This is a genomic window from Bacillus sp. UMB0728, from assembly GCF_002858875.1.
GTDB lineage: Bacteria > Bacillota > Bacilli > Bacillales > Cytobacillaceae > Bacillus_AB > Bacillus_AB infantis.
In genome coordinates this window covers 52,350-72,294 of sequence record NZ_PKLA01000004.1, presented here as the reverse complement: position 1 = coordinate 72,294, position 19,945 = coordinate 52,350, and the positions used below count along the sequence as shown (strand labels likewise).

General features: G+C 46.0%; 22 protein-coding genes. All 22 read left to right on the top strand.

Annotated elements, in window-relative coordinates; genetic code table 11:
• Positions 1-31: 31 nt before the first annotated feature.
• Complete coding sequence (locus tag CYJ37_RS16195) at positions 32-1,492, top strand: UDP-N-acetylmuramoyl-L-alanyl-D-glutamate--2,6-diaminopimelate ligase (RefSeq protein WP_101550665.1); 1,461 nt, start codon at positions 32-34, stop codon at positions 1,490-1,492.
• 84 nt (positions 1,493-1,576) lie between these two features.
• The gene (locus CYJ37_RS27335) at positions 1,577-1,726 is read left to right on the top strand and encodes a hypothetical protein (protein WP_009791178.1); all 150 of its coding nucleotides are present in this window, start codon (positions 1,577-1,579) and stop codon (positions 1,724-1,726) included.
• A 1-nt stretch (position 1,727) separates the two neighbouring features.
• Positions 1,728-2,702, top strand: a complete 975-nt coding sequence (gene mraY, locus CYJ37_RS16190; protein ID WP_009791179.1) for a phospho-N-acetylmuramoyl-pentapeptide-transferase — start codon at positions 1,728-1,730, stop codon at positions 2,700-2,702.
• On the top strand, positions 2,703-4,055 hold the full coding sequence (gene murD, locus CYJ37_RS16185) for a UDP-N-acetylmuramoyl-L-alanine--D-glutamate ligase (RefSeq protein ID WP_094767511.1): 1,353 nt from the start codon (positions 2,703-2,705) through the stop codon (positions 4,053-4,055).
• 109 nt (positions 4,056-4,164) lie between these two features.
• Positions 4,165-5,265 carry a stage V sporulation protein E gene (gene spoVE / locus CYJ37_RS16180; protein ID WP_022543696.1) on the top strand — a complete coding sequence of 367 codons (1,101 nt, stop codon included), beginning with the start codon at positions 4,165-4,167 and terminating at the stop codon, positions 5,263-5,265.
• 280 nt (positions 5,266-5,545) lie between these two features.
• The gene (murG, locus tag CYJ37_RS16175) at positions 5,546-6,649 is read left to right on the top strand and encodes an undecaprenyldiphospho-muramoylpentapeptide beta-N-acetylglucosaminyltransferase (RefSeq protein ID WP_009791183.1); all 1,104 of its coding nucleotides are present in this window, start codon (positions 5,546-5,548) and stop codon (positions 6,647-6,649) included.
• A 54-nt stretch (positions 6,650-6,703) separates the two neighbouring features.
• Positions 6,704-7,612 (top strand): UDP-N-acetylmuramate dehydrogenase, encoded by a 909-nt coding sequence (gene murB / locus CYJ37_RS16170; protein WP_101550663.1) that lies wholly within the window; start codon positions 6,704-6,706, stop codon positions 7,610-7,612.
• A gap of 203 nt (positions 7,613-7,815) precedes the next feature.
• Positions 7,816-8,610: a cell division protein FtsQ/DivIB gene (locus CYJ37_RS16165; protein ID WP_094767509.1), complete on the top strand. Its 795-nt coding sequence runs from the start codon at positions 7,816-7,818 to the stop codon at positions 8,608-8,610.
• Positions 8,570-9,289, top strand: coding sequence for a DUF881 domain-containing protein (locus tag CYJ37_RS16160; RefSeq protein ID WP_101550661.1), 720 nt, complete (start codon positions 8,570-8,572; stop codon positions 9,287-9,289). Before CYJ37_RS16165 ends, CYJ37_RS16160 begins: the two co-directional genes overlap by 41 nt.
• A 47-nt stretch (positions 9,290-9,336) precedes the next feature.
• On the top strand, positions 9,337-10,065 hold the full coding sequence (locus tag CYJ37_RS16155) for a DUF881 domain-containing protein (protein ID WP_022543698.1): 729 nt from the start codon (positions 9,337-9,339) through the stop codon (positions 10,063-10,065).
• Complete coding sequence (locus tag CYJ37_RS16150) at positions 10,065-10,424, top strand: small basic family protein (RefSeq protein WP_009791189.1); 360 nt, start codon at positions 10,065-10,067, stop codon at positions 10,422-10,424. Before CYJ37_RS16155 ends, CYJ37_RS16150 begins: the two co-directional genes overlap by 1 nt.
• 126 nt (positions 10,425-10,550) lie before the next feature.
• Positions 10,551-11,831, top strand: coding sequence for a cell division protein FtsA (gene ftsA, locus CYJ37_RS16145; RefSeq protein WP_101550659.1), 1,281 nt, complete (start codon positions 10,551-10,553; stop codon positions 11,829-11,831).
• A 41-nt stretch (positions 11,832-11,872) separates the two neighbouring features.
• Positions 11,873-13,039 (top strand): cell division protein FtsZ, encoded by a 1,167-nt coding sequence (gene ftsZ / locus CYJ37_RS16140; RefSeq protein ID WP_009791191.1) that lies wholly within the window; start codon positions 11,873-11,875, stop codon positions 13,037-13,039.
• Positions 13,040-13,309: 270 nt separating this feature from the next.
• Positions 13,310-14,248 (top strand): sigma-E processing peptidase SpoIIGA, encoded by a 939-nt coding sequence (gene spoIIGA, locus CYJ37_RS16135; RefSeq protein ID WP_101550657.1) that lies wholly within the window; start codon positions 13,310-13,312, stop codon positions 14,246-14,248.
• A gap of 44 nt (positions 14,249-14,292) precedes the next feature.
• Positions 14,293-15,012 (top strand): RNA polymerase sporulation sigma factor SigE, encoded by a 720-nt coding sequence (gene sigE / locus CYJ37_RS16130; RefSeq protein WP_009791193.1) that lies wholly within the window; start codon positions 14,293-14,295, stop codon positions 15,010-15,012.
• 143 nt (positions 15,013-15,155) lie between these two features.
• Positions 15,156-15,935 (top strand): RNA polymerase sporulation sigma factor SigG, encoded by a 780-nt coding sequence (gene sigG / locus CYJ37_RS16125; RefSeq protein ID WP_009791194.1) that lies wholly within the window; start codon positions 15,156-15,158, stop codon positions 15,933-15,935.
• Positions 15,936-16,414: 479 nt separating this feature from the next.
• A complete protein-coding gene (locus CYJ37_RS16115) occupies positions 16,415-16,684 on the top strand; it encodes a YlmC/YmxH family sporulation protein (RefSeq protein ID WP_009791726.1) in 270 nt (89 codons plus the stop codon).
• A gap of 73 nt (positions 16,685-16,757) precedes the next feature.
• Positions 16,758-17,585 (top strand): peptidoglycan editing factor PgeF, encoded by an 828-nt coding sequence (gene pgeF, locus CYJ37_RS16110; protein ID WP_101550653.1) that lies wholly within the window; start codon positions 16,758-16,760, stop codon positions 17,583-17,585.
• Positions 17,586-18,257: a YggS family pyridoxal phosphate-dependent enzyme gene (locus tag CYJ37_RS16105; RefSeq protein WP_101550652.1), complete on the top strand. Its 672-nt coding sequence runs from the start codon at positions 17,586-17,588 to the stop codon at positions 18,255-18,257.
• Positions 18,258-18,273: 16 nt separating this feature from the next.
• The gene (locus CYJ37_RS16100; protein ID WP_009791729.1) at positions 18,274-18,714 is read left to right on the top strand and encodes a cell division protein SepF; all 441 of its coding nucleotides are present in this window, start codon (positions 18,274-18,276) and stop codon (positions 18,712-18,714) included.
• A gap of 6 nt (positions 18,715-18,720) precedes the next feature.
• Positions 18,721-18,984, top strand: coding sequence for a YggT family protein (locus CYJ37_RS16095; RefSeq protein WP_009791730.1), 264 nt, complete (start codon positions 18,721-18,723; stop codon positions 18,982-18,984).
• Positions 18,985-19,092: 108 nt separating this feature from the next.
• A complete protein-coding gene (locus CYJ37_RS16090) occupies positions 19,093-19,866 on the top strand; it encodes a YlmH family RNA-binding protein (RefSeq protein ID WP_101550650.1) in 774 nt (257 codons plus the stop codon).
• Positions 19,867-19,945: the final 79 nt, after the last annotated feature.

The window sequence follows — 19,945 nt, the reverse complement described above, 5'->3', positions numbered from 1 at the left end:
CTTTCCTGCGGAATGAGAGGAATGGGTTCAATTGAAATTACATACACTGCTACACTATCTCCACCCCTTTAAACCTTTTGGTGGTGATAATCCTGAAATTGTGTCCATAGAAAATGATAGCAGGCAAGTGAAAAAAGGGAGCTTGTTCATCTGCATCGAGGGCTTTACGGTTGATGGACATCATTATGCAGAAACAGCTGTCCAGAACGGGGCGGCGGCCGTTTTGGCTGAGAGGGAGCTTTCGCTGAATGTCCCTGTCATCATTGTCAAGGATACAGCAAGGGCCATGGCTGTACTGGCGGATGCTTTCTACGGCCAGCCAAGCCAGCAGCTGCATTTGATTGGAATCACCGGTACAAACGGGAAAACGACGACAAGCCATCTTATTGAAAAGATTCTGGCTGATGCCGGCAAAAGCACGGGCCTCATCGGGACGATGTACACCAAAGTCGCCGGCGAGACGCTTGAAACGAAGAATACGACGCCGGAAAGCCTGACATTGCAGAAGACCTTTGCTTCCATGGTCGAAAAGAAAGTGGAAGCGGCTGTTATGGAAGTAAGCTCCCACGCACTTGATGAAGGGCGCGTCCATGGCTGTGATTTCAATGTGGCCGTATTTACTAATCTGACACAGGACCATTTGGATTACCACAATACAATGGACGAATACAGAAGGGCTAAAGGCTTGCTTTTTGCACAGCTTGGGAGCGCGTTCTATCACAATAAACCTAAGTATGCTGTACTGAATGCCGATGATCCGGCAAGCGCCGAATACAGGAAATCGACTGCCGCGCAGATTCTGACCTATGCAATCGATAATGAGGCGGATTTGCGTGCCGTGCACATCCAGATGGATGCCAGAGGCACTTCATTTGACCTTGTCAGCCCGTTTGGCGTGCACCCTGTTGCCATGCAGCTGATCGGCAAATTCAGTGTTTATAATGTGCTGGCTGCAATTGGGGCAGCTTTGGCTTCAGGTCTTGAGCTCGAAGCGATCCTGGAATCCATTTCAACTGTCAAAGGTGTCCCGGGCAGATTTGAAACAGTGGATGCCGGACAGAATTTTTCTGTGATTGTCGACTATGCGCATACTCCTGACAGTCTGGAAAATGCATTGGAAACGGTAAAAGAGTTTGCTGAGGGCCGGATTTTCGTCGTAGTTGGCTGCGGCGGTGACAGAGACAGAACCAAAAGGCCACTGATGGCTAAAATCGCTTGCAGGCTTGCAACTGATGCGGTATTTACATCGGATAATCCGAGAAGCGAAGATCCGGAAGAAATATTGAAAGATATGGCTGCGGGCGTCCCTGAAGGAAATTATACAATGATAGCAGACCGCAAAGAGGCAATAGCATACAGTGTTGGTGCTGCAGGCAAGGGAGATGTGATTCTCATAGCAGGCAAAGGGCATGAAACATACCAGCAGATCGGCGGGCAGACATTTGACTTTGACGACAGGACTGCAGCTAGAGAAGCTATACAAAACAGATAACCAGGGCAGCAGCCGGGAAAGCTGCTGCTCCGATGATATACTCTATAACAAATAATAAATAGATATACTGAAAGGCTTTTGATCATGACGAATACTATTCAATCCAGCGGTGCCGAATGCGGCATGGCTGCCCATAACTACCATAAGATAGAAAATAAAAGTCTTAATGACAGGCTCACTACATATGATATTGCAGTAATGAATGAGCGGGCATTACAGGAAGGAGGGGAATAAAATGATGGAGCAGGCAATATTTCTGACAATCCTGATGGGGTTTTTAATAACAGTCCTACTATCTCCCATTTTCATCCCTTTCCTTAGAAGGCTGAAATTCGGCCAGAGCATCCGGGAGGAAGGACCGCAGTCGCACCAGAAAAAAACCGGTACGCCGACAATGGGCGGGATCATGATTCTGCTTTCGGTTACTGTGACTACCCTGGTGATGTCCAGCAAGTTTGCAGAGCCTACAGCGGAGATATATATGGTCCTGCTGGTCACACTGGGCTTTGGGCTTCTCGGTTTTCTAGATGATTTCATCAAGGTGGCGCTAAAAAGGAATCTAGGCCTTACTTCTAAGCAAAAGCTGCTGGGCCAGATTATCATATCGCTCATTTTTTATTTCATCTTCCAGACAAATGAATTTTCAACAGAGGTGTCTATTCCATTTACAGATCTGTCCATTGATTTAGGCTGGAGCTATGCATTGTTCATCATTTTTTGGCTCGTCGGCTTTTCCAACGCTGTCAATCTGACAGACGGGCTGGACGGACTTGTTTCCGGTACTGCGGCAATCGCGTTCGGTGCCTTTGCTGTTCTGGCATGGAACCAGTCCCAATTTGAAGTGTCGATTTTTTCAGTTGCTGTTGTGGGTGCAGTCCTGGGATTCCTTGTATTCAATGCCCATCCGGCAAAAGTATTCATGGGCGACACCGGTTCGCTTGCCCTGGGCGGTGCAATTGCAACTGTTGCCATCCTGACAAAGCTTGAGTTCATCCTGATCATCATCGGGGGAGTTTTTGTCATTGAGACGCTTTCTGTTATTCTGCAGGTAATATCTTTTAAAACAACTGGCAAGAGGATTTTTAAAATGAGTCCCCTTCACCACCATTATGAGCTTGTCGGCTGGTCGGAATGGCGCGTAGTAGTGACTTTCTGGACAGTCGGGCTCCTGTTTGCAATCCTGGGAATCTATATCGAGGTGTGGTTATAATTGAAGCAGATAGATACTTACAATCATAAAAAAATTCTTGTACTCGGACTCGCCAAGAGCGGGGTGAGTGCAGCTTCCCTGCTGCACAAGCTGGGGGCCTTCGTTACTGTTAATGATATGAAGCCTTTATCTGAAAATCCGGAAGCCCAGGGCTTGCTTGAGCAGGGGATCAAGGTTATTTGCGGAGACCATCCGATAGAGCTTTTGGATGAAGGGTTTGAACTTATTGTTAAGAACCCGGGAATCCCTTATCATAATCCAATGATAGAGGGCGCCATGGAGCGCAGCATTCCTGTCATTACAGAAGTGGAGCTTGCTTATCAGATTTCCGAAGCGCCATTTATCGCGATCACTGGAACGAACGGGAAGACAACAACCACAACCCTTGTCCATGAAATGCTGGAAGCGGGCGGAAAGTCGCCGTTGATTGCGGGGAATATTGGGACTGTTGCCACAGGCGTTGCTGAAGGTGCAAGATCCGATCATACCATTGTCATTGAGCTGTCTTCTTTCCAGCTGATGGGCATAGAGGCCTTCAGGCCGAAAATCGCGATTCTTACAAATCTGTATGATGCCCATCTGGATTATCATGGGACAAGGCATGATTACTTTGAAGCCAAAGCCAATATTACTAAAAACCAGACAGAAGAAGATTACTTTATTATCAATGCTGATCAGGAGGCTGTCATTCAATTAGCAGAAGAAAGCCGCGCCCGGATTGTGCCGTTCTCTGTCAGCAGGGTTCTTGAGGCAGGGGCATGTGTAAAGGATGGCTGGATCTGCTTTAATGGGGAGCCTGTCATGAAGCGGGAAGATGCATCCCTTCCCGGCAATCATAATCTGGAGAACATTCTTTCTTCGATTGCAGCCGCGAAGCTTTCAGGCGTGGATAATAAAGCGATCTTTAAGGTCATGTCCTCTTTTGCAGGTGTCAAACACAGACTTCAGTATATCGGTGAAGTGGATGGACGGAAATTCTACAATGATTCCAAGGCTACTAATATACTTGCTACGAAAAATGCCATTGCCGCTTTTGATGTTCCTGTCATACTGCTGGCCGGCGGCCTCGACCGCGGCAATGGCTTTGAAGAATTGATCCCTTCACTGGCTAATGTAGAAACATTGATCACCTTTGGGCAGACAGCCGGAAAAATAGAAGAGGCAGGAAAGCTTGCGGGAATAAAATCGATCATGCGTGTCGATAATGTTGCTAGCGCCGTACCCGCCGCCCACAGGCTTTCAAAGCCGGGCGATGTCATTCTCCTCTCGCCGGCATGTGCAAGCTGGGACCAATACAAAACTTTTGAGGTCAGGGGAGACATTTTTATCGATGCGGTGCATAAGCTTAAGTAAGGGCTTGTCCCGGGCGCTGACCGTCCGGGAGCGACTGCATCTTCATTGTGCTGCAAACTAGAATGCATGCTCATGCAGGCCCTAAAACTTGCATTCGAGGTGTATTCTGTTGCCAACAAAAAAATCTACTCCGGACTTTATATTGATTTTAGTTACATTTACTCTGCTGGCAGTCGGCCTCATTATGGTATACAGCGCCAGTGCCATTTGGGCAGAGTATAAGTTTGATGATTCCTTTTTCTTTGCGAAGAGGCAGATGCTCTTTGCAGCTGCAGGCATCATGGCCATGTTTTTTATCATGAATATCGATTATTGGACATGGAGGACCTGGGCCAAGGCAATTGTAATTATTTGCTTTGTACTGCTGGTTCTCGTTCTTATTCCCGGGGTGGGAAATGTAAGGAATGGATCAAGGAGCTGGATAGGCGTAGGGGCATTTTCCATCCAGCCTTCCGAATTCATGAAGCTTGCCATGATTGCGTTCCTGGCTAAGTACCTTTCTGAAAGGCAAAAGCTGATAACCTCTTTCCGCAAGGGGCTCCTCCCTTCCCTTGGGCTCGCATTTCTTGCATTCGGGATGATTATGCTTCAGCCTGACCTTGGGACAGGGACCGTGATGATCGGGACCTGTGTGGTTATGATATTTATCTCCGGGGCGAAGATAAGCCATTTTGCTGTTCTTGGGCTTATCGGCCTGGGGGGCTTTGCGGGGCTGGTGCTGTCAGCTCCGTACAGGATGAAGCGGATCACATCATTCCTTGATCCATGGGAGGATCCGCTTGGGAGCGGCTTCCAGATCATCCAGTCATTATATGCAATAGGGCCAGGCGGGCTATTCGGCCTTGGCCTCGGGGAGAGCAGGCAAAAGTTTTTTTATCTGCCTGAACCCCAGACCGATTTTATTTTTGCCATCCTGGCGGAAGAATTGGGTTTCATCGGTGGTTCTTTCGTGCTTTTATTGTTTTCTCTCCTCCTCTGGAGGGGGATAAGGATTGCGCTGGGAGCACCTGATTTGTACGGCAGCTTCCTTGCCGTGGGAATCATTGCGATGGTGGCGATCCAGGTTATGATAAACATCGGGGTTGTTACCGGGCTGATGCCGGTAACTGGGATTACACTCCCTTTCCTCAGCTATGGCGGTTCATCCCTCACTCTAATGCTGATGGCGATCGGAGTCCTCCTGAATATAAGCCGGCATGCGAGATATTGACCCTGTTTCCGACAGGGTTTCTTTTTACTTTCCGGGCTGGCTTTACAAGGGAAAGAAGCTTTCTTCTGTACAGCTTCAAAAATCAGGGTGACTATCCAGATATTTTAAGGATTTTTATTACATTTGCATGACATTAATGTTATGGCTTATTAGAGCCGTTTAGATTATAGTAGAATGGGGTAAAGCGTGAGAGTGTTTTTTAAGGGAAACTTTGTGCTGCCACCCCTTTAAGGCTATTAATGCCTGCTAAATACCAACACTCTTCTTTGAGGTGAAAGTCATGAGAATTGCAGTCAGCGGAGGCGGTACAGGAGGACATATATATCCTGCACTCGCATTGATCAGAGAAATTCAAAAAGAGAATAAAGACACAGAGTTTTTATATATAGGCACAGAAAAGGGGCTCGAAAGCACTCTCGTGGAAAGAGAAGGCATCCCGTTTAAATCTATACATATCACTGGCTTCAAAAGAAAGCTGTCTTTTGAAAATATGAAAACTGTATTCAGATTCCTGAAAGGAACAGCTGACAGCAGGAAAATGCTGAAGGACTTCAAGGCGGACATTGTCATCGGAACCGGCGGCTATGTGTGCGGTCCTGTTGTCTATGCAGCTGCCAAGCTTGGCATCCCCACAATCATACACGAGCAAAATAGTGTCCCGGGACTGACCAACAAATTCCTGAGCAGATATGTCGATAAAATCGCAGTCTGTTTTGAAGAAGCAAAAGAATTTTTTCCATCGGAAAAGGTTATCTTGACTGGAAATCCCCGCGCCTCAGAAGTGATTGGCCAGGACCCTGTCAAAGGCAGGCTTTCAGCCGGTCTGAAGACAAATATCCCTTCTGTTTTAATTTTTGGCGGCAGCAGGGGCGCAAGGCCGATTAATGAAGCTGTGCTGAAATCGCTCGCCGAGCTGCAGGATAAGCCTTACCAGGTGCTGTATGTGACAGGAGAAGTGCACTATGAGGAAGTCAGAAAAGAGGTAGAACTGGTCGGCAATCCGCCAAATGTGATCATAAAGCCATTTGTCCATAATATGCCGGAGGTTTTGGCCGGCACGGACCTGACTGTGGCAAGGGCGGGGGCGACCACTCTTGCAGAGCTGACATCACTTGGAATCCCGAGCATACTGGTGCCAAGCCCTTATGTGACCAACAACCACCAGGAGAAGAATGCCAGGGCCCTTTCTGATAACGGGGCAGCAGAACTTCTGCTTGAAAAAGAACTGACCAGCAAGAAGCTTGTCGCTTCAATTGATGGAATACTCCTTGATGAGAAGAAACTGAAGGATATGAAAAAAGCGGCCAGGGAATTGGGGATACCGGATGCGGCCAGAAGGCTGCACCGCGTTATGGAAGACCTTGTCCGTAAGAAGGGCCAGTAGCCCAAAGAGCTTAAAAGACATAAGATAGTAAAAACAATGGAAAGGGAGGTATATATGGACGAATTGATCAGCAGGCTTAAAGATATGCAGGTTGGAAAAGTGAAAGAACAAGAACCTTTGGCCAACCATACAACCATGAAAATAGGCGGACCCGCCGATTTGTTTGTAGAGCCTTCATCTATAGACAATTTCATTAAAACAATGGAGCTTATCCGTGAACATAATATCAAGTGGAGGGTAATAGGCAGGGGATCGAATCTGCTTGTATCAGATAAAGGGATTGAAGGGGCCGTCATTAAGCTTGGCCCAGGATTGGATAAACTGGAAGTGGATGGTTCTGAAGTGACTGCGGGCGGAGGATTCTCTATTGTGAGCCTGTCCGTCCAGATCAGCCGGAAAGGCCTTTCCGGCCTGGAATTCGCAAGCGGCATCCCCGGCTCGGTCGGCGGTGCAGTCTATATGAATGCAGGCGCCCACGGGTCTGATATTTCAAAGATCCTAAAAAAAGCTTTTGTGCTCTTTGAAGATGGAACCATGGAATGGCTCACCAATGAGCAAATGAAATTTTCCTACCGTACATCAGTTCTTCAGAAGGAGCGGCCCGGCATCGTACTTGAGGCAGTGTTCAGCCTTCAGGAAGGAGAGAGGGACAGCATAGTGGCAGAGATGCAAAAGAACAAGGATTACCGGAAAGAAACACAGCCCTATAATTATCCTTGTGCAGGAAGCATCTTCCGCAATCCTCTTCCACAATATGCCGGCCAGCTGATTGAGTCTGCAGGTTTAAAAGGCCACAGCATCGGCGGGGCTAAGATTTCCGAGCTGCATGGAAACTTCATCGTAAATGCCGGCAGCGCGTCGGCCGAAGATGTTCTTGGATTGATCGAGCATGTAAAAGATACTATCTATTCCCAATTTAAGGTTAAAATGGAAACTGAAGTGGAAATTATCGGCCGAAAGTAACAGGAAATTCTCCTTACTGCTGCCATTTATTGTGATATAATATTTCCTTAGAAATAACCTTTAAAAGCCGGCAGAAGACACACCGGCATCCGGATATGCCGGTGCCCATTCTGCTTTCCGTCTGACGAGAACGTTATGCTGCCTGCCAGGCTGATAGGCTATTGGCATTATGCGGCTCAAGCTTTTATAGTGAGGTGAAGGTTATGGAGAAAGGGAACGTAGTCTCGCTGGAGGATCGAATTCCCAAACTGAAGCAGCAAAGAAGGAAAAAAGCGAACCGCAGGCTTATCGTTTTATTGCTTTTATTCTTTTCTATGATTGTTTTTGTGATATATTTCCAGTCGCCTTTAAGCCGTGTAAAAGAGATCAGCATCAGCGGAAATCAGACATACACGACAAAAGAATTGATTGCCGTAAGCGGCCTTTCTAAGAAAACAAATATTTGGAAGGTTGATAAGGGGGCAATTGAGGGTAGACTGAAAGAGCTGCCTGAAATCAGCGGGGCTGAAATAAAAACCCGCCTCCCCAATACGGTTGACATCAAGGTGGCTGAGCACAATCGCATTGCCTACATAGCGAAAGAAAAAAGTTTTTTGCCTGTACTTGAAAACGGGATGATACTTAGCAAACAGGAAATCACAGACATTCCAGTTAATGCACCGCTGCTGCTCGGATTCAAGGAGGGCGACGTCCTCCTTGAGATGATAGACAGCCTGGAAAGCCTTCCGAAAGAGGTGCTGAACGCAATTTCGGAGATTCATTATTCTCCTAAAGAAACGGACGAGTATCATATTACTCTATATATGAATGACGGGTTCGAAGTTAGTGCAACATTGCGGAGCTTTTCAGAAAAGATGGCGCATTATCCTTCAATCATCAGCCAGCTGGACCCTGGGGTCAGCGGCGTGATTGATCTGGAAGTAGGTTCTTATTTTAAAGCCTACGGTCCGGAAGGAGATGATAGCCGTGGAGAAGAAGAAGAAGAAGGTGAAAGGTAAGCGGGTTGTCCTTTCATTGGTGCTCCTTGTTCTCGGCTATATGCTTTCATTTTCCTATCACTTTACAAAAAGTGAAAATGAGGAAGCAGACATGACAGGAAGCCAGTGGGAACGGGACTCTGCACTGAGAAGCCAGCTCATCAGCATGGAAGAGCGCAACCGCAGGCTCCAGAAGGAATTGGACAGCAAACAGGGACAGGTTCTCCAATTCGAAAAGGATTTGTCAAAAGAGGCGCAGGTATATTTCAACCTGGCAGAGGACGCAGAAAAATACAGGATGTATCTTGGGAAAGTCGCCGTCCTGGGCAAAGGGGTGGAGGTCACATTGGCTGACGGGGATTATAATCCCAGCGAAGCCAATGTAAACAGCTATATTGTCCATGAACACCATGTTTTCAAGGTAATCAATGAACTGTATATCTCTGGTGCTTCAGCTGTTGCAGTTAACGGCCAGCGCCTTTCCCATGACTCATATATTTTGTGCAATGGCCCTGTCATTGAAATTGATGGAAAGCAGCATCCGGCACCTTTTATCATTGAAGCAATCGGCGATCCGGAGGTTCTTTCTTCAGCGCTGAACCTTACAGGCGGAGTCAAGGATTCGCTTGTCAACGAGAACATCCAGTTCTCGCTGGAGGAAAAGGCTGAAATCAAAATGGAACCCAATCTGGGGAATTAAATACGGCTGATCCACTTACTGGAAGCAGAGAAAGTAAGGTGGAAATCGTGAAAAGGAATCAGATCATAAGCTTTACGGTAATTTCCGCTGTGATCGGCTTTATGATTGCGGTCCAGTTCCAATCCGTCAAAGAGCCGGTGGTGAGGGATACCCGCGACACATGGCAGCTTAGGGAGGACTTGCGGAAAGAACAGGAAATTCAGCTGAGGCTGATACGGGAAATCAGATCAAACGAGCTGAAGCTTGCTCAATATGAAAATAAGCGGGAACAAAGCAAAGAACAGGTGCTGAAGGAAACGCTGGATGAGCTTAAAGAGGAAGCTGGCCTTACGGAAGTAAAAGGTCCGGGGGTTATCATCCTCATTGAGCCTGCTGTTGAAGAAGCACTCCTGGGCAATGCACCCGGTGATGTTTCGCCTGATCTGCTTAAAAGGCTGGTCAATGAGCTGAATATGCATGATGCTGAGCAAATATCGATTGACGGGCACAGAATCATTAATACGACCGTCATCCGCGATATTAACGGCGAAACCAAAATCGACGGCCATGCAGTCAGTTCTTTGCCGATTGAAGTCAGAGCGGCCGCAGAAGATATGCAGTCAGCTCAAAAGCTTTATAATCAGATGCAGGTATCCAAATCGGCAGAAGAATTTTTTGTCGAAAATCTCAGGGTCACTATCCTAAAGCCAAAGGAGAACATTGTTATCCCTGCCTATCAGGACACGATCCGGGTAAAAAATATGGAACCTGCAGAAGAAAAAGGAGGCAGTTCTTAATGTGGCTTCCCGTACTGGGTTTGCTTATCGGGGCCATACTGGGCCTTCTTACGGACTTCAGGATCCCTGATGAGTACTCCAATTATTTGTCTATTGCAGTGCTGGCTGCCCTTGACACCCTGTTTGGGGGCATCCGTGCGCATCTGCAGGATATATATGATGAAAAGGTATTTGTATCCGGCTTTTTCTTTAACATCCTGCTGGCAGCATCTTTAGCTTTTCTGGGGGTTCATCTTGGTGTAGACTTGTATTTAGCCGCTGTTTTTGCGTTTGGTGTAAGGCTTTTCCAAAACATAGCGGTCATCCGGAGAATTATTCTGACCAAATGGTCGAACCGAGAAAAAGTAGAAAAAAGTTAAGATAGAATAAAGGGAAATATATTAGTTTTGCCGAATAATTTAAATGATTATATTAATTTAAGATAAAACTAAAAATTGGCATTATTGTTGTTCAATAATCGGATTTGCAAAAGGAGGTGCCAGAGAATGAACAGCAATGAAATTTATGTTAGTCTTGACATCGGTACATCCAGTGTAAAAGTAATCATTGGTGAAATGGTCAACGACTCTTTAAACATTATCGGTGTAGGCAATGTGAAGTCTGAAGGATTGCGCAAAGGCTCAATTGTTGATATAGATGAAACCGTTCATTCTATAAAAAAGGCAATCGAACAAGCTGAGAGAATGATAGGGATGGAGATCAGGCAGGTCATCGTCGGCATCACCGGAAATCATGTCATGCTCCAGCCTTCGCATGGAGTAGTGGCAGTCTCCAGTGATAACAGGGAGATTACAGATGAAGATGTTGCAAGGGTGATCGATGCCGCCCAGGTGGTTTCCATCCCTCCTGAAAGAGAGATTGTGGATGTCATTCCGAAGCAATTCATTGTAGACGGTTTGAATGAAATAAACGACCCGCGGGGCATGATCGGTGTCCGCCTGGAAATGGAAGGCACCATTATTACAGGTTCTAAGACAATTCTACATAATATTCTGAGATGTGTTGAAAGAGCAGGGCTTGAAATTTTGGACATAACGCTCCAGCCGCTTGCAGCAGGGGCATTCGCACTTTCAAAGGACGAAATGAATCTCGGAGTGGCCTTGGTCGATATGGGCGGCGGCTCTACAACCATTGCCCTGTTCGAGCAGGGAATCATGAAGGCAACAATCGTACTTCCTGTCGGCGGGGACCATATTACAAAGGATTTATCTATTGGCCTCAGGACCTCTACAGAGGATGCCGAAAAAATCAAAACAAAATACGGTTATGCTTTTTATGACCATGCTTCTGAAGATGAAGTCTTCAGTGTCCCGATTATCGGGAGCGATCAGCACCAGCAATTTAATCAGCTTGAAATTTCTGATATTATTGAAGCAAGGATGGAAGAAATTTTCGATCTGATCCAGAATGAGATTAAGAGATTGGGAGTCAGCGACCTGCCAGGAGGCTATGTCCTGACAGGTGGAGTAGCCAACACCCAGGGCATCCTGGAACTGGCACAGATCATTTTCCAGAACCGCGTCCGGATTGCCATTCCGGATTATATCGGCGTAAGGGAGCCGCAGTATACAACAGCAGTCGGCCTGATCAAGTTTGCCTATAAAAATGCAAGGCTTCAGGGCAGGAAGATAGAGCCTGCCCAAGTGAACGAAGCGAAGGAGAAACGCGTCCAAAAACAACCGCAACCAAAAGCAAGACCGGAAAAACAGCCGGAAGAAAAGATTACATCACGAGTTAAAAAGTTCCTTGGCTACTTTTTCGAGTAAACAGTGCTTTAAGGAATATCGACGAATTAGGAGGATTTGTCATGTTGGAATTTGACACTAATTTAGATTCACTAGCGACCATAAAGGTTATCGGCGTTGGCGGCGGAGGAAATAATGCGGTAAACCGCATGATCGAACACGGCGTTCAAGGCGTAGAATTCATCGCAGTTAATACGGATGCACAGGCACTGAACCTCTCGAAAGCAGAAGTGAAAATGCAGATCGGCGGAAAGCTGACGCGCGGACTGGGTGCCGGTGCTAATCCGGAAGTAGGCAAAAAGGCTGCTGAGGAAAGCAAAGAGCAGATTGAAGAAGCACTGAAAGGCGCAGATATGGTGTTTGTCACTGCCGGAATGGGAGGCGGTACAGGTACTGGAGCTGCACCTGTCATTGCACAGATTGCAAGGGACTTGGGCGCTTTGACAGTAGGGGTCGTTACAAGGCCGTTTACATTCGAAGGCCGCAAGCGTGCCGGACAGGCTGCAGGCGGAATTGCTTCCATGAAGGAAGCTGTTGATACCCTGATTGTCATTCCGAATGACCGTCTATTAGAAATTGTAGACAAAAGCACTCCGATGCTTGAAGCATTCCGTGAAGCGGATAATGTGCTTCGCCAGGGTGTTCAGGGCATATCCGACCTGATTGCCACTCCAGGGCTGATCAACCTTGACTTTGCTGATGTAAAGACCATCATGTCAAGCAAGGGTTCTGCACTGATGGGGATCGGCGTCTCTTCAGGAGAAAACCGTGCGGCAGAAGCGGCAAAGAAAGCTGTTTCTTCTCCGCTGCTTGAAACGTCCATTGATGGTGCACAGGGTGTCCTGATGAATATCACCGGCGGTTCAAGCCTGAGCCTTTATGAGGTTCAGGAAGCTGCAGATATCGTAGCCTCCGCTTCAGACCAGGATGTCAATATGATCTTCGGTTCTGTTATCAATGAAAACCTGAAAGACGAAATCGTGGTTACAGTAATTGCGACTGGGTTCAATGAAGAAGTGGCCGCGCCAAAACCGGCACGCCCATCATTTGGACAGCCTAAACAGCAGCAGACGCATTCACCTTCCCTTAACCGGGACAGGGACAGGGAGCCAAAGCGCGAAGAGCAGAGCCATGAGCCGCCTGTAAGGAACTCATCATCTCAGTCTTCACAAGGTGAAGAAACATTGGATATCCCGACTTTCCTGAGAAACCGCAATAGAAGAAGATAAGATAGCATTCGCTGAACGGCGCCTCATATGAGGCGCCGTTTTATTTTGGTTTTTAAGATTGATTCGTATTTTTTTAGACAGGCATATAAAACAAAATACTGACAAAAACCGAAGGGAATAGTGAAAAAATTCTCCTAAACAGGCTACAGAAAGTGACACACTTCAATGATATGGCTGGGGTATACTTTTCCATAAGATTAATAGATAGATGAATAATCAGTTTTTGGCATCCGGACTTAATAAGCCGGATATGTCTGGAGTGAAGCTGGGTTGGCTATTTATTTGGATATCATTTGGCTGCTGAACTTTCTTTTTGACAGCCTCCTGCTGTATCTCACAGCGATCTTCCTGAAAAGGGATGTTTCTATTTGGCGGATACTGGCGGGCGGTGCTGCGGGCTCAATGATCGTTCTGCTCGCGGTAACACCGGTTCAGTCTATTTCCGGGCATCCGCTATCAAAGCTGCTTTTTTCAATTGTCATGGTCGTCCTTGCCTTTGGATATAAAAGGGCCGGATATTTTATTAAAGGCCTGTTTACTTTTTATATGGCAACTTTCCTCATTGGAGGGACTTTGATAGGTGCCCATTATTTTGTGAAATTTGATTTTGAGCTTTCTTCAGCCGTCCTGCTGGGAAGTGTCAAAGGCTTCGGGGATCCGATCAGCTGGATGTTTGTCATATTTGGATTTCCTGCTGCCTGGCATTTTTCACGGAAGCACGGAGAAAACATGGAAATGGCCAATCTCCAATATGACCAGCTGGCTGAGGTCTGCATTTCGATTAATGGGATTGACCTGAACTTTAAGGGGCTTGTTGATACGGGAAATCAGCTTTATGATCCAATATCCAGGACTCCGGTCATGATTGCATCCCTAAAAGGGATGGCAGAAAAGCTTCCTGAAGTTCTCCTCGCCGTTTCCCAGGATCCTGAGCCTTTCCTGATGGGGGAGGCAAGAATCCCGCCTGAATGGGAAAATCGGATGAGAATTCTTCCTTGCAAGGTGGTTGGACAAGAACATCAGCTTATTATTGCCATGAAGCCAGACAGGATCATCATCCAAAGGGGGGAAGAAAAAATCCTGGCAGGCAAGGCGCTCATCTCTTTTACAATGCAGCAGCTCTCCAGTGATGATGCATTTGACTGCATTATCCATCCAAAGATGATGACAGGTGCCGGAAAAGCAGAATCAGCGGAAAAGGTAAGTTAATAATACTATACTCGGAAAAACATAATTTAGAAGGAGGACAACTCATGAAAAATTTGAAGTTTCGCCTATCCTATTACTGGTATAAACTGCTGATCAAACTTGGGCTCAAGACTGATGAAATATTCTATATAGGCGGCAGCGAGGCTCTCCCTCCCCCTCTTTCAAAAGAAGAAGAAGAAGTTCTTCTGATTAAGCTCCCCAAAGGCGATAAAGCTGCAAGATCAATGCTGATCGAAAGAAATCTCCGCCTCGTCGTATACATTGCCCGGAAGTTTGAAAATACGGGCATCAATATTGAAGACCTGATCAGCATCGGGACAATCGGGCTCATCAAAGCGGTCAACACTTTTAATCCGGAAAAGAAAATCAAGCTTGCCACTTATGCATCCAGGTGTATTGAAAACGAAATACTGATGTACCTGAGGCGGAACAATAAAATCAGGTCGGAGGTTTCCTTCGATGAGCCTCTGAATATTGACTGGGATGGGAATGAGCTCCTTTTGTCCGATGTGCTGGGAACCGAAGAAGACATTATTACTAAGGACCTGGAGGCGAATGTAGATAAGAAGCTTCTGCTGAAGGCCCTTCACCAGCTCACTGACAGAGAGAAGCAGATCATGGAGCTCCGTTTCGGCCTCGGCTCTGGCGAGGAAAAAACACAGAAAGATGTGGCTGACATGCTTGGCATTTCACAGTCTTACATATCAAGGCTAGAAAAGAGAATCATCAAAAGATTGAAAAAGGAATTCAACAAGATGGTTTAAATTTTTTTTTATCCCGCTTAGCCCTTATTCAGACTGTATATGCCGTTTATTCCGGGGATCATGGAAAATCGGTATGTGCATATTTTTCCTTTCCGAGGAGATACTGTTTTTTGTACAGCAGCTCCTGTGAGGAGGGAAATGGATTGACTCGAAATAAAGTAGAAATTTGCGGTGTTGATACATCAAAGCTTCCCGTTTTGAAAAACGAAGAAATGAGAAAACTCTTCAAGCAAATGCATGAAGGTGATACATATGCCCGGGAGTGCCTAGTCAATGGCAACCTTCGGCTGGTACTGAGTGTCATCCAGCGCTTTAACAACAGAGGCGAATTTGTAGATGATCTCTTCCAGGTGGGATGTATCGGCCTGATGAAATCTATTGATAATTTTGATTTAAGCCAGAATGTAAAGTTCTCCACTTATGCTGTTCCGATGATCATTGGTGAGATCAGAAGGTATTTGAGGGATAATAATCCTATCAGGGTATCAAGGTCATTAAGAGATATAGCCTACAAAGCTTTGCAGGTCAGGGAACGCCTGATGAGTGAAACGTCAAAGGAACCAACGGCTGAGGAAATAGCCAGGGTCCTTGAAGTGCCCCATGAAGAAATCGTGTTTGCACTTGATGCGATACAGGATCCGGTCTCATTATTCGAGCCCATCTATAACGATGGAGGCGATCCGATATTTGTCATGGACCAGCTGAGCGACGAGCGCAATAAAGATATTCAATGGATTGAAGAAATTGCCCTCAAAGAAGGCATGCGCAGGCTTAACGAAAGAGAAAAGCTCATATTGAGAAAGCGCTTTTTCCAAGGCAAAACGCAAATGGAAGTAGCCGAAGAAATCGGCATCTCCCAAGCCCAGGTCTCCCGCCTTGAAAAAGCCGCCATCAAGCAAATGAACAAAAATATCCAAAGCTGAAAGCTGCTGAAAAGCAGCTTTTTGTTTTGGGTTTTGTAAGTGCTCCATGCTGGCTGAAATATGATCTAAAATCCACGTGTGTATATTTAGGGTTAATGGCCAAAAAATTTATGAAAACCTGTTGATTGCAGTGGAAGGCGCGAAGACTCCCCATAAAATGCATGCGCATTTTCTTCGTGCGATGTGATTTCAGGGAAGAAAATTCAATGTCCTGTGGGAGATAGCGGAAATGTTGAGACCCCGCAGCGCGCAAGCGTGAGGAGGCTCAACTCCGCCCCACCGAAAGCGAAGTGCCTGCAACGGAAATCAACAGCCCAATCAATAAGTAAAAAAATTGAAGATAACTTATCTCGTTATTCTTAGCTGCGTAAGATGTTTTAGCTGTTATTGAATATTTCCCTAAAACCCCCCATCAAATCAAAATATTCCATCCTTCAGCAACATATAATCAAGTAAGCAACAAATGGCGGGGGTGGACCATGGTTAAGATATCAGAATTCCAGGTCAAGGACGTAGTAAATGTGGCCGACGGCAAAAAACTTGGAAGCATCGGGGATATTGACATCAATCTGATGAGCGGAAAAATTGAAGCCGTCATCATCAGCGGAGCAGGAAAAGTCCTCGGATTCTTTGGAAAAGATGAGGATATCATCATTCCGTGGAAAAATATTTTAAAAATCGGCGAGGACGTCATTCTTGTTCGCTATAAAATCTCCGAAGAACTCAAACAGGTGGAAGAGGATGCATAAGCTTCCTCCTTTTTTCTGTAACACGAACATTCTTTATGATAAACTAAAGAAAAACACGAAGAGGACACGATAAATGGAGCCATTTGTACTAAAGGAAAGCAAGTTTTTTTCCATTGAAGACTGGACGGAAAAGTTTCCGGGCCTTGCTGCAGGTTTTTCCACGAAAAATGGAGGGAATAGCAATGGAGACTACAGCAGCCTCAACCTTGGCCTTCATGTAAATGATTCTGTCCAGGCGGTATGCGGCAACAGGGAAATTTTCTCTGAGTCAATAGGCTTTCCATTGCCAGCATGGACGGGGGCAGAGCAGACCCATGAAACCTTTATACGGAAAGTATCAAAGGAAGATGCAGGAACAGGCGCTTTGGATTATGGCCAGGCATTCAGGAGGACTGATGGCTTTTTCACACTTGAGCAGGGCCTGCTTTTAACTCTATGCTTTGCTGACTGTGTCCCACTTTATTTCACACATCCTGATTCAGGGGCTATAGGGGCCGCACATGCCGGCTGGAAAGGGACTGTCGGCGGGATTGCCGGAAATATGACCGGTGTCTTTAAGAATGAAGGAATCGATCCGGGGGAAATTTTGGCGGCAATCGGGCCTTCCATTTGCGAAAAATGTTATATTGTCGACAGCAGAGTTGTCAATTTAGTGAAAAATAGACTAGAAGATGTCGATAAAAAACCATATAATCAAGTAAAAGAGAATCAATACCAGCTTGATCTGAAAGAAGTGAACAAACAGCTTCTCATGAAATCAGGCATCCGGGAAGAGAATATAATTGTATCCGGCTATTGCACCAGCTGCCAGGAGGAATACTTTTTTTCCCATCGCAGGGATGGGGGGAAGACTGGCAGGATGATGAGCTACATAGGCTGGAAGGAGGCTGACTGCAGCTAGATGAAGGTAGAGGAAAATCTTAAGAGCATCCAAGAAAAAATAGATGAAGCCTGTAAAAGGTCAGGGAGAAATCCCGGCGAAGTGACCATAATCGCTGTAACAAAATATGTTTCCACGGAAAGGGCGAAAGAGGCGGTGTCTGCGGGAATCGCCAATTTGGGCGAAAACCGGGATGAGGGTATGCTTGCCAAGCATAAAGAAATCGGCCATGCTGCCAAATGGCATTTCATCGGATCGCTGCAGACCAGGAAAGTCAAGAATATAATCGGCATTGCCGATTATATCCACTCACTGGACAGGCTTTCACTGGCGAAGGAAATAGACAAGCGGGCAGAAGAAACAGTCCAATGCCTGATACAGGTCAATGCTTCCGGTGAAGAGTCAAAGCAGGGGCTTTCTCCTGAGGAAGTGATTCCGTTTGTAAAAGACCTGGAGGCTTATCCTTACATTTCTGCTGCAGGGCTGATGACGATGGCCCCTTTGACGGACGATGAGGAAGTATTGCGGCATTGTTTCCGGACACTGAAAACTCTGCAGAAGAATATCCAGGATTTAAACCTTGCTCATGCGCCTTGCAGGGAACTTTCCATGGGCATGTCCAATGACTTTGGAATTGCAGTGGAAGAAGGGGCCACCATGGTCCGGATCGGAACTGCTCTTGTCGGAGAATAAGCAGGAGGTATAAAAAATGAGCATTAAATCAAAAATAAAAACATTTTTTTTCCTTGATGATGAATATGACTATAAAGAAGAGGAAATCATCGAAGAAGAAATCGAACCTGTCAGGCCTCAAAAACAGCCTGCTTCTCCAAAGCAGAATGTGGTCAGCCTGCAAAGTGTCCAGAAGTCTTCAAAGGTTGTGCTTGTTGAACCCAGGGTATATGCCGAAGCCCAGGATATTGCAGACCAGCTTAAAAACCGCCGGGCTGTGGTAGTTAATCTGCAGCGCATCGAAAGGGACCAGGCAAAAAGGATTGTCGATTTTTTGAGCGGCACGGTATATGCCATTGGCGGCGACATCCAGAAAATTGGAACAGATATCTTTTTATGCACTCCAGATAATGTGGAGGTGTCAGGGAATATTTCCCAAATCATGCAGGAGCATGATCTAGAAAATGCGAGGTGGTAGCACTACATGGCAACAGTAGTAGGTATTTTAAGTCAAATAATTTCGTTATATTCCTGGGCATTGATTATTTACATATTGCTGTCCTGGTTTCCAAATGCAAGAGAATCGTCCATTGGCCAGTTTTTAGCCCGTATATGCGAGCCATATCTGGAACCATTCCGCAGGTTCATACCGCCGCTGGGGATGATTGATATCTCGCCGATCGTGGCGATTTTTGTCCTGCGGTTTGCCACCAGTGGACTATATCAGCTCTATTATTGGGTTGCATAGAATTACCAATAACTTGGGACTCTGAGCAGTCCCTTTTTTGGTGGCTGCTGTGATATGCTTGAACATGTCCGCAGATGCCTTCCTGAATAATATAAAAGGAGAGTGCCGATGTCTATTTATCAGCATTTTCGGCCTGAGGAGAAAGAATTCATCGACCAGTCTCTGGGCTGGAAGGACTATGTTGAAACATCCTATGCACCTAAATTGACTGACTTCCTTGATCCGAGAGAGCAGCAGATTGTAAAAATGATTGTCGGGGAGCATTCCGGCGTGAAGCTTCGCTTATTCGGGGGAACTGAGGGTACAGAGCGGAAAAGGGCCCTTCTGTATCCTGAATATTTTACCCCTGATGAAGAAGAATTCTCTATCACGCTCTTTGAAATAAATTATCCCAGCAAATTTGTTTCAATCGAACACCCTCAAATACTTGGCAGCCTTATGGCTCTTGGCTTGAAGAGGGGGAAATTCGGGGATATCACTGTCCAGGATGAAAGGGCGCAGTTTTTTATCTCCCGCGAAATTGAAGACTATGTAAGCATGCAGCTGGAATCGATCGGCAAAGCTTCCGTCACTCTGAAAAAATTGCCGCTGGAGAAAGCGATCACTGCGGCAGGTGCATGGGAGGAATCGTCAGCTTCTGTTTCCTCGCTGAGACTGGATGCCGTCATTTCGGCCATATACAATATTTCCAGGCAAAAATCACAGCTCTTTGTCCAGCAGGGTCTTGTAAAAGTTAATTGGGGACAAGTCGAGGATCCTTCTTTTGTTTGCGGGGAAGCTGATGTTCTTTCTGTAAGGGGAAAAGGCCGATCTAAAATCATAGAAGTAGAAGGAAAGACAAAGAAAGATAAATGGAGAATCATTACGGGAAAGCAAAAATAAATTATTTTTTTGCAGGATTTTAAAAGAAAATGTCGAATATATCTTTATCACTGTGATAATATCAGAAATCAGCGTATTC

What these genes read in the sequence shown, in the direction of transcription:
- CYJ37_RS27335 (WP_009791178.1), top strand. Translation starts at nt 1,577, where the DNA reads ATGACGAATACTATTCAATCCAGCGGTGCCGAATGCGGCATGGCTGCC.
- mraY (WP_009791179.1), top strand. Translation starts at nt 1,728, where the DNA reads ATGATGGAGCAGGCAATATTTCTGACAATCCTGATGGGGTTTTTAATA.
- murG (WP_009791183.1), top strand. Translation starts at nt 5,546, where the DNA reads ATGAGAATTGCAGTCAGCGGAGGCGGTACAGGAGGACATATATATCCT.
- murB (WP_101550663.1), top strand. Translation starts at nt 6,704, where the DNA reads ATGGACGAATTGATCAGCAGGCTTAAAGATATGCAGGTTGGAAAAGTG.
- CYJ37_RS16165 (WP_094767509.1), top strand. Translation starts at nt 7,816, where the DNA reads ATGGAGAAAGGGAACGTAGTCTCGCTGGAGGATCGAATTCCCAAACTG.
- CYJ37_RS16160 (WP_101550661.1), top strand. Translation starts at nt 8,570, where the DNA reads ATGATAGCCGTGGAGAAGAAGAAGAAGAAGGTGAAAGGTAAGCGGGTT.
- CYJ37_RS16150 (WP_009791189.1), top strand. Translation starts at nt 10,065, where the DNA reads ATGTGGCTTCCCGTACTGGGTTTGCTTATCGGGGCCATACTGGGCCTT.
- ftsA (WP_101550659.1), top strand. Translation starts at nt 10,551, where the DNA reads ATGAACAGCAATGAAATTTATGTTAGTCTTGACATCGGTACATCCAGT.
- ftsZ (WP_009791191.1), top strand. Translation starts at nt 11,873, where the DNA reads ATGTTGGAATTTGACACTAATTTAGATTCACTAGCGACCATAAAGGTT.
- sigE (WP_009791193.1), top strand. Translation starts at nt 14,293, where the DNA reads ATGAAAAATTTGAAGTTTCGCCTATCCTATTACTGGTATAAACTGCTG.
- CYJ37_RS16115 (WP_009791726.1), top strand. Translation starts at nt 16,415, where the DNA reads ATGGTTAAGATATCAGAATTCCAGGTCAAGGACGTAGTAAATGTGGCC.
- pgeF (WP_101550653.1), top strand. Translation starts at nt 16,758, where the DNA reads ATGGAGCCATTTGTACTAAAGGAAAGCAAGTTTTTTTCCATTGAAGAC.
- CYJ37_RS16105 (WP_101550652.1), top strand. Translation starts at nt 17,586, where the DNA reads ATGAAGGTAGAGGAAAATCTTAAGAGCATCCAAGAAAAAATAGATGAA.
- CYJ37_RS16100 (WP_009791729.1), top strand. Translation starts at nt 18,274, where the DNA reads ATGAGCATTAAATCAAAAATAAAAACATTTTTTTTCCTTGATGATGAA.
- CYJ37_RS16095 (WP_009791730.1), top strand. Translation starts at nt 18,721, where the DNA reads ATGGCAACAGTAGTAGGTATTTTAAGTCAAATAATTTCGTTATATTCC.
- CYJ37_RS16090 (WP_101550650.1), top strand. Translation starts at nt 19,093, where the DNA reads ATGTCTATTTATCAGCATTTTCGGCCTGAGGAGAAAGAATTCATCGAC.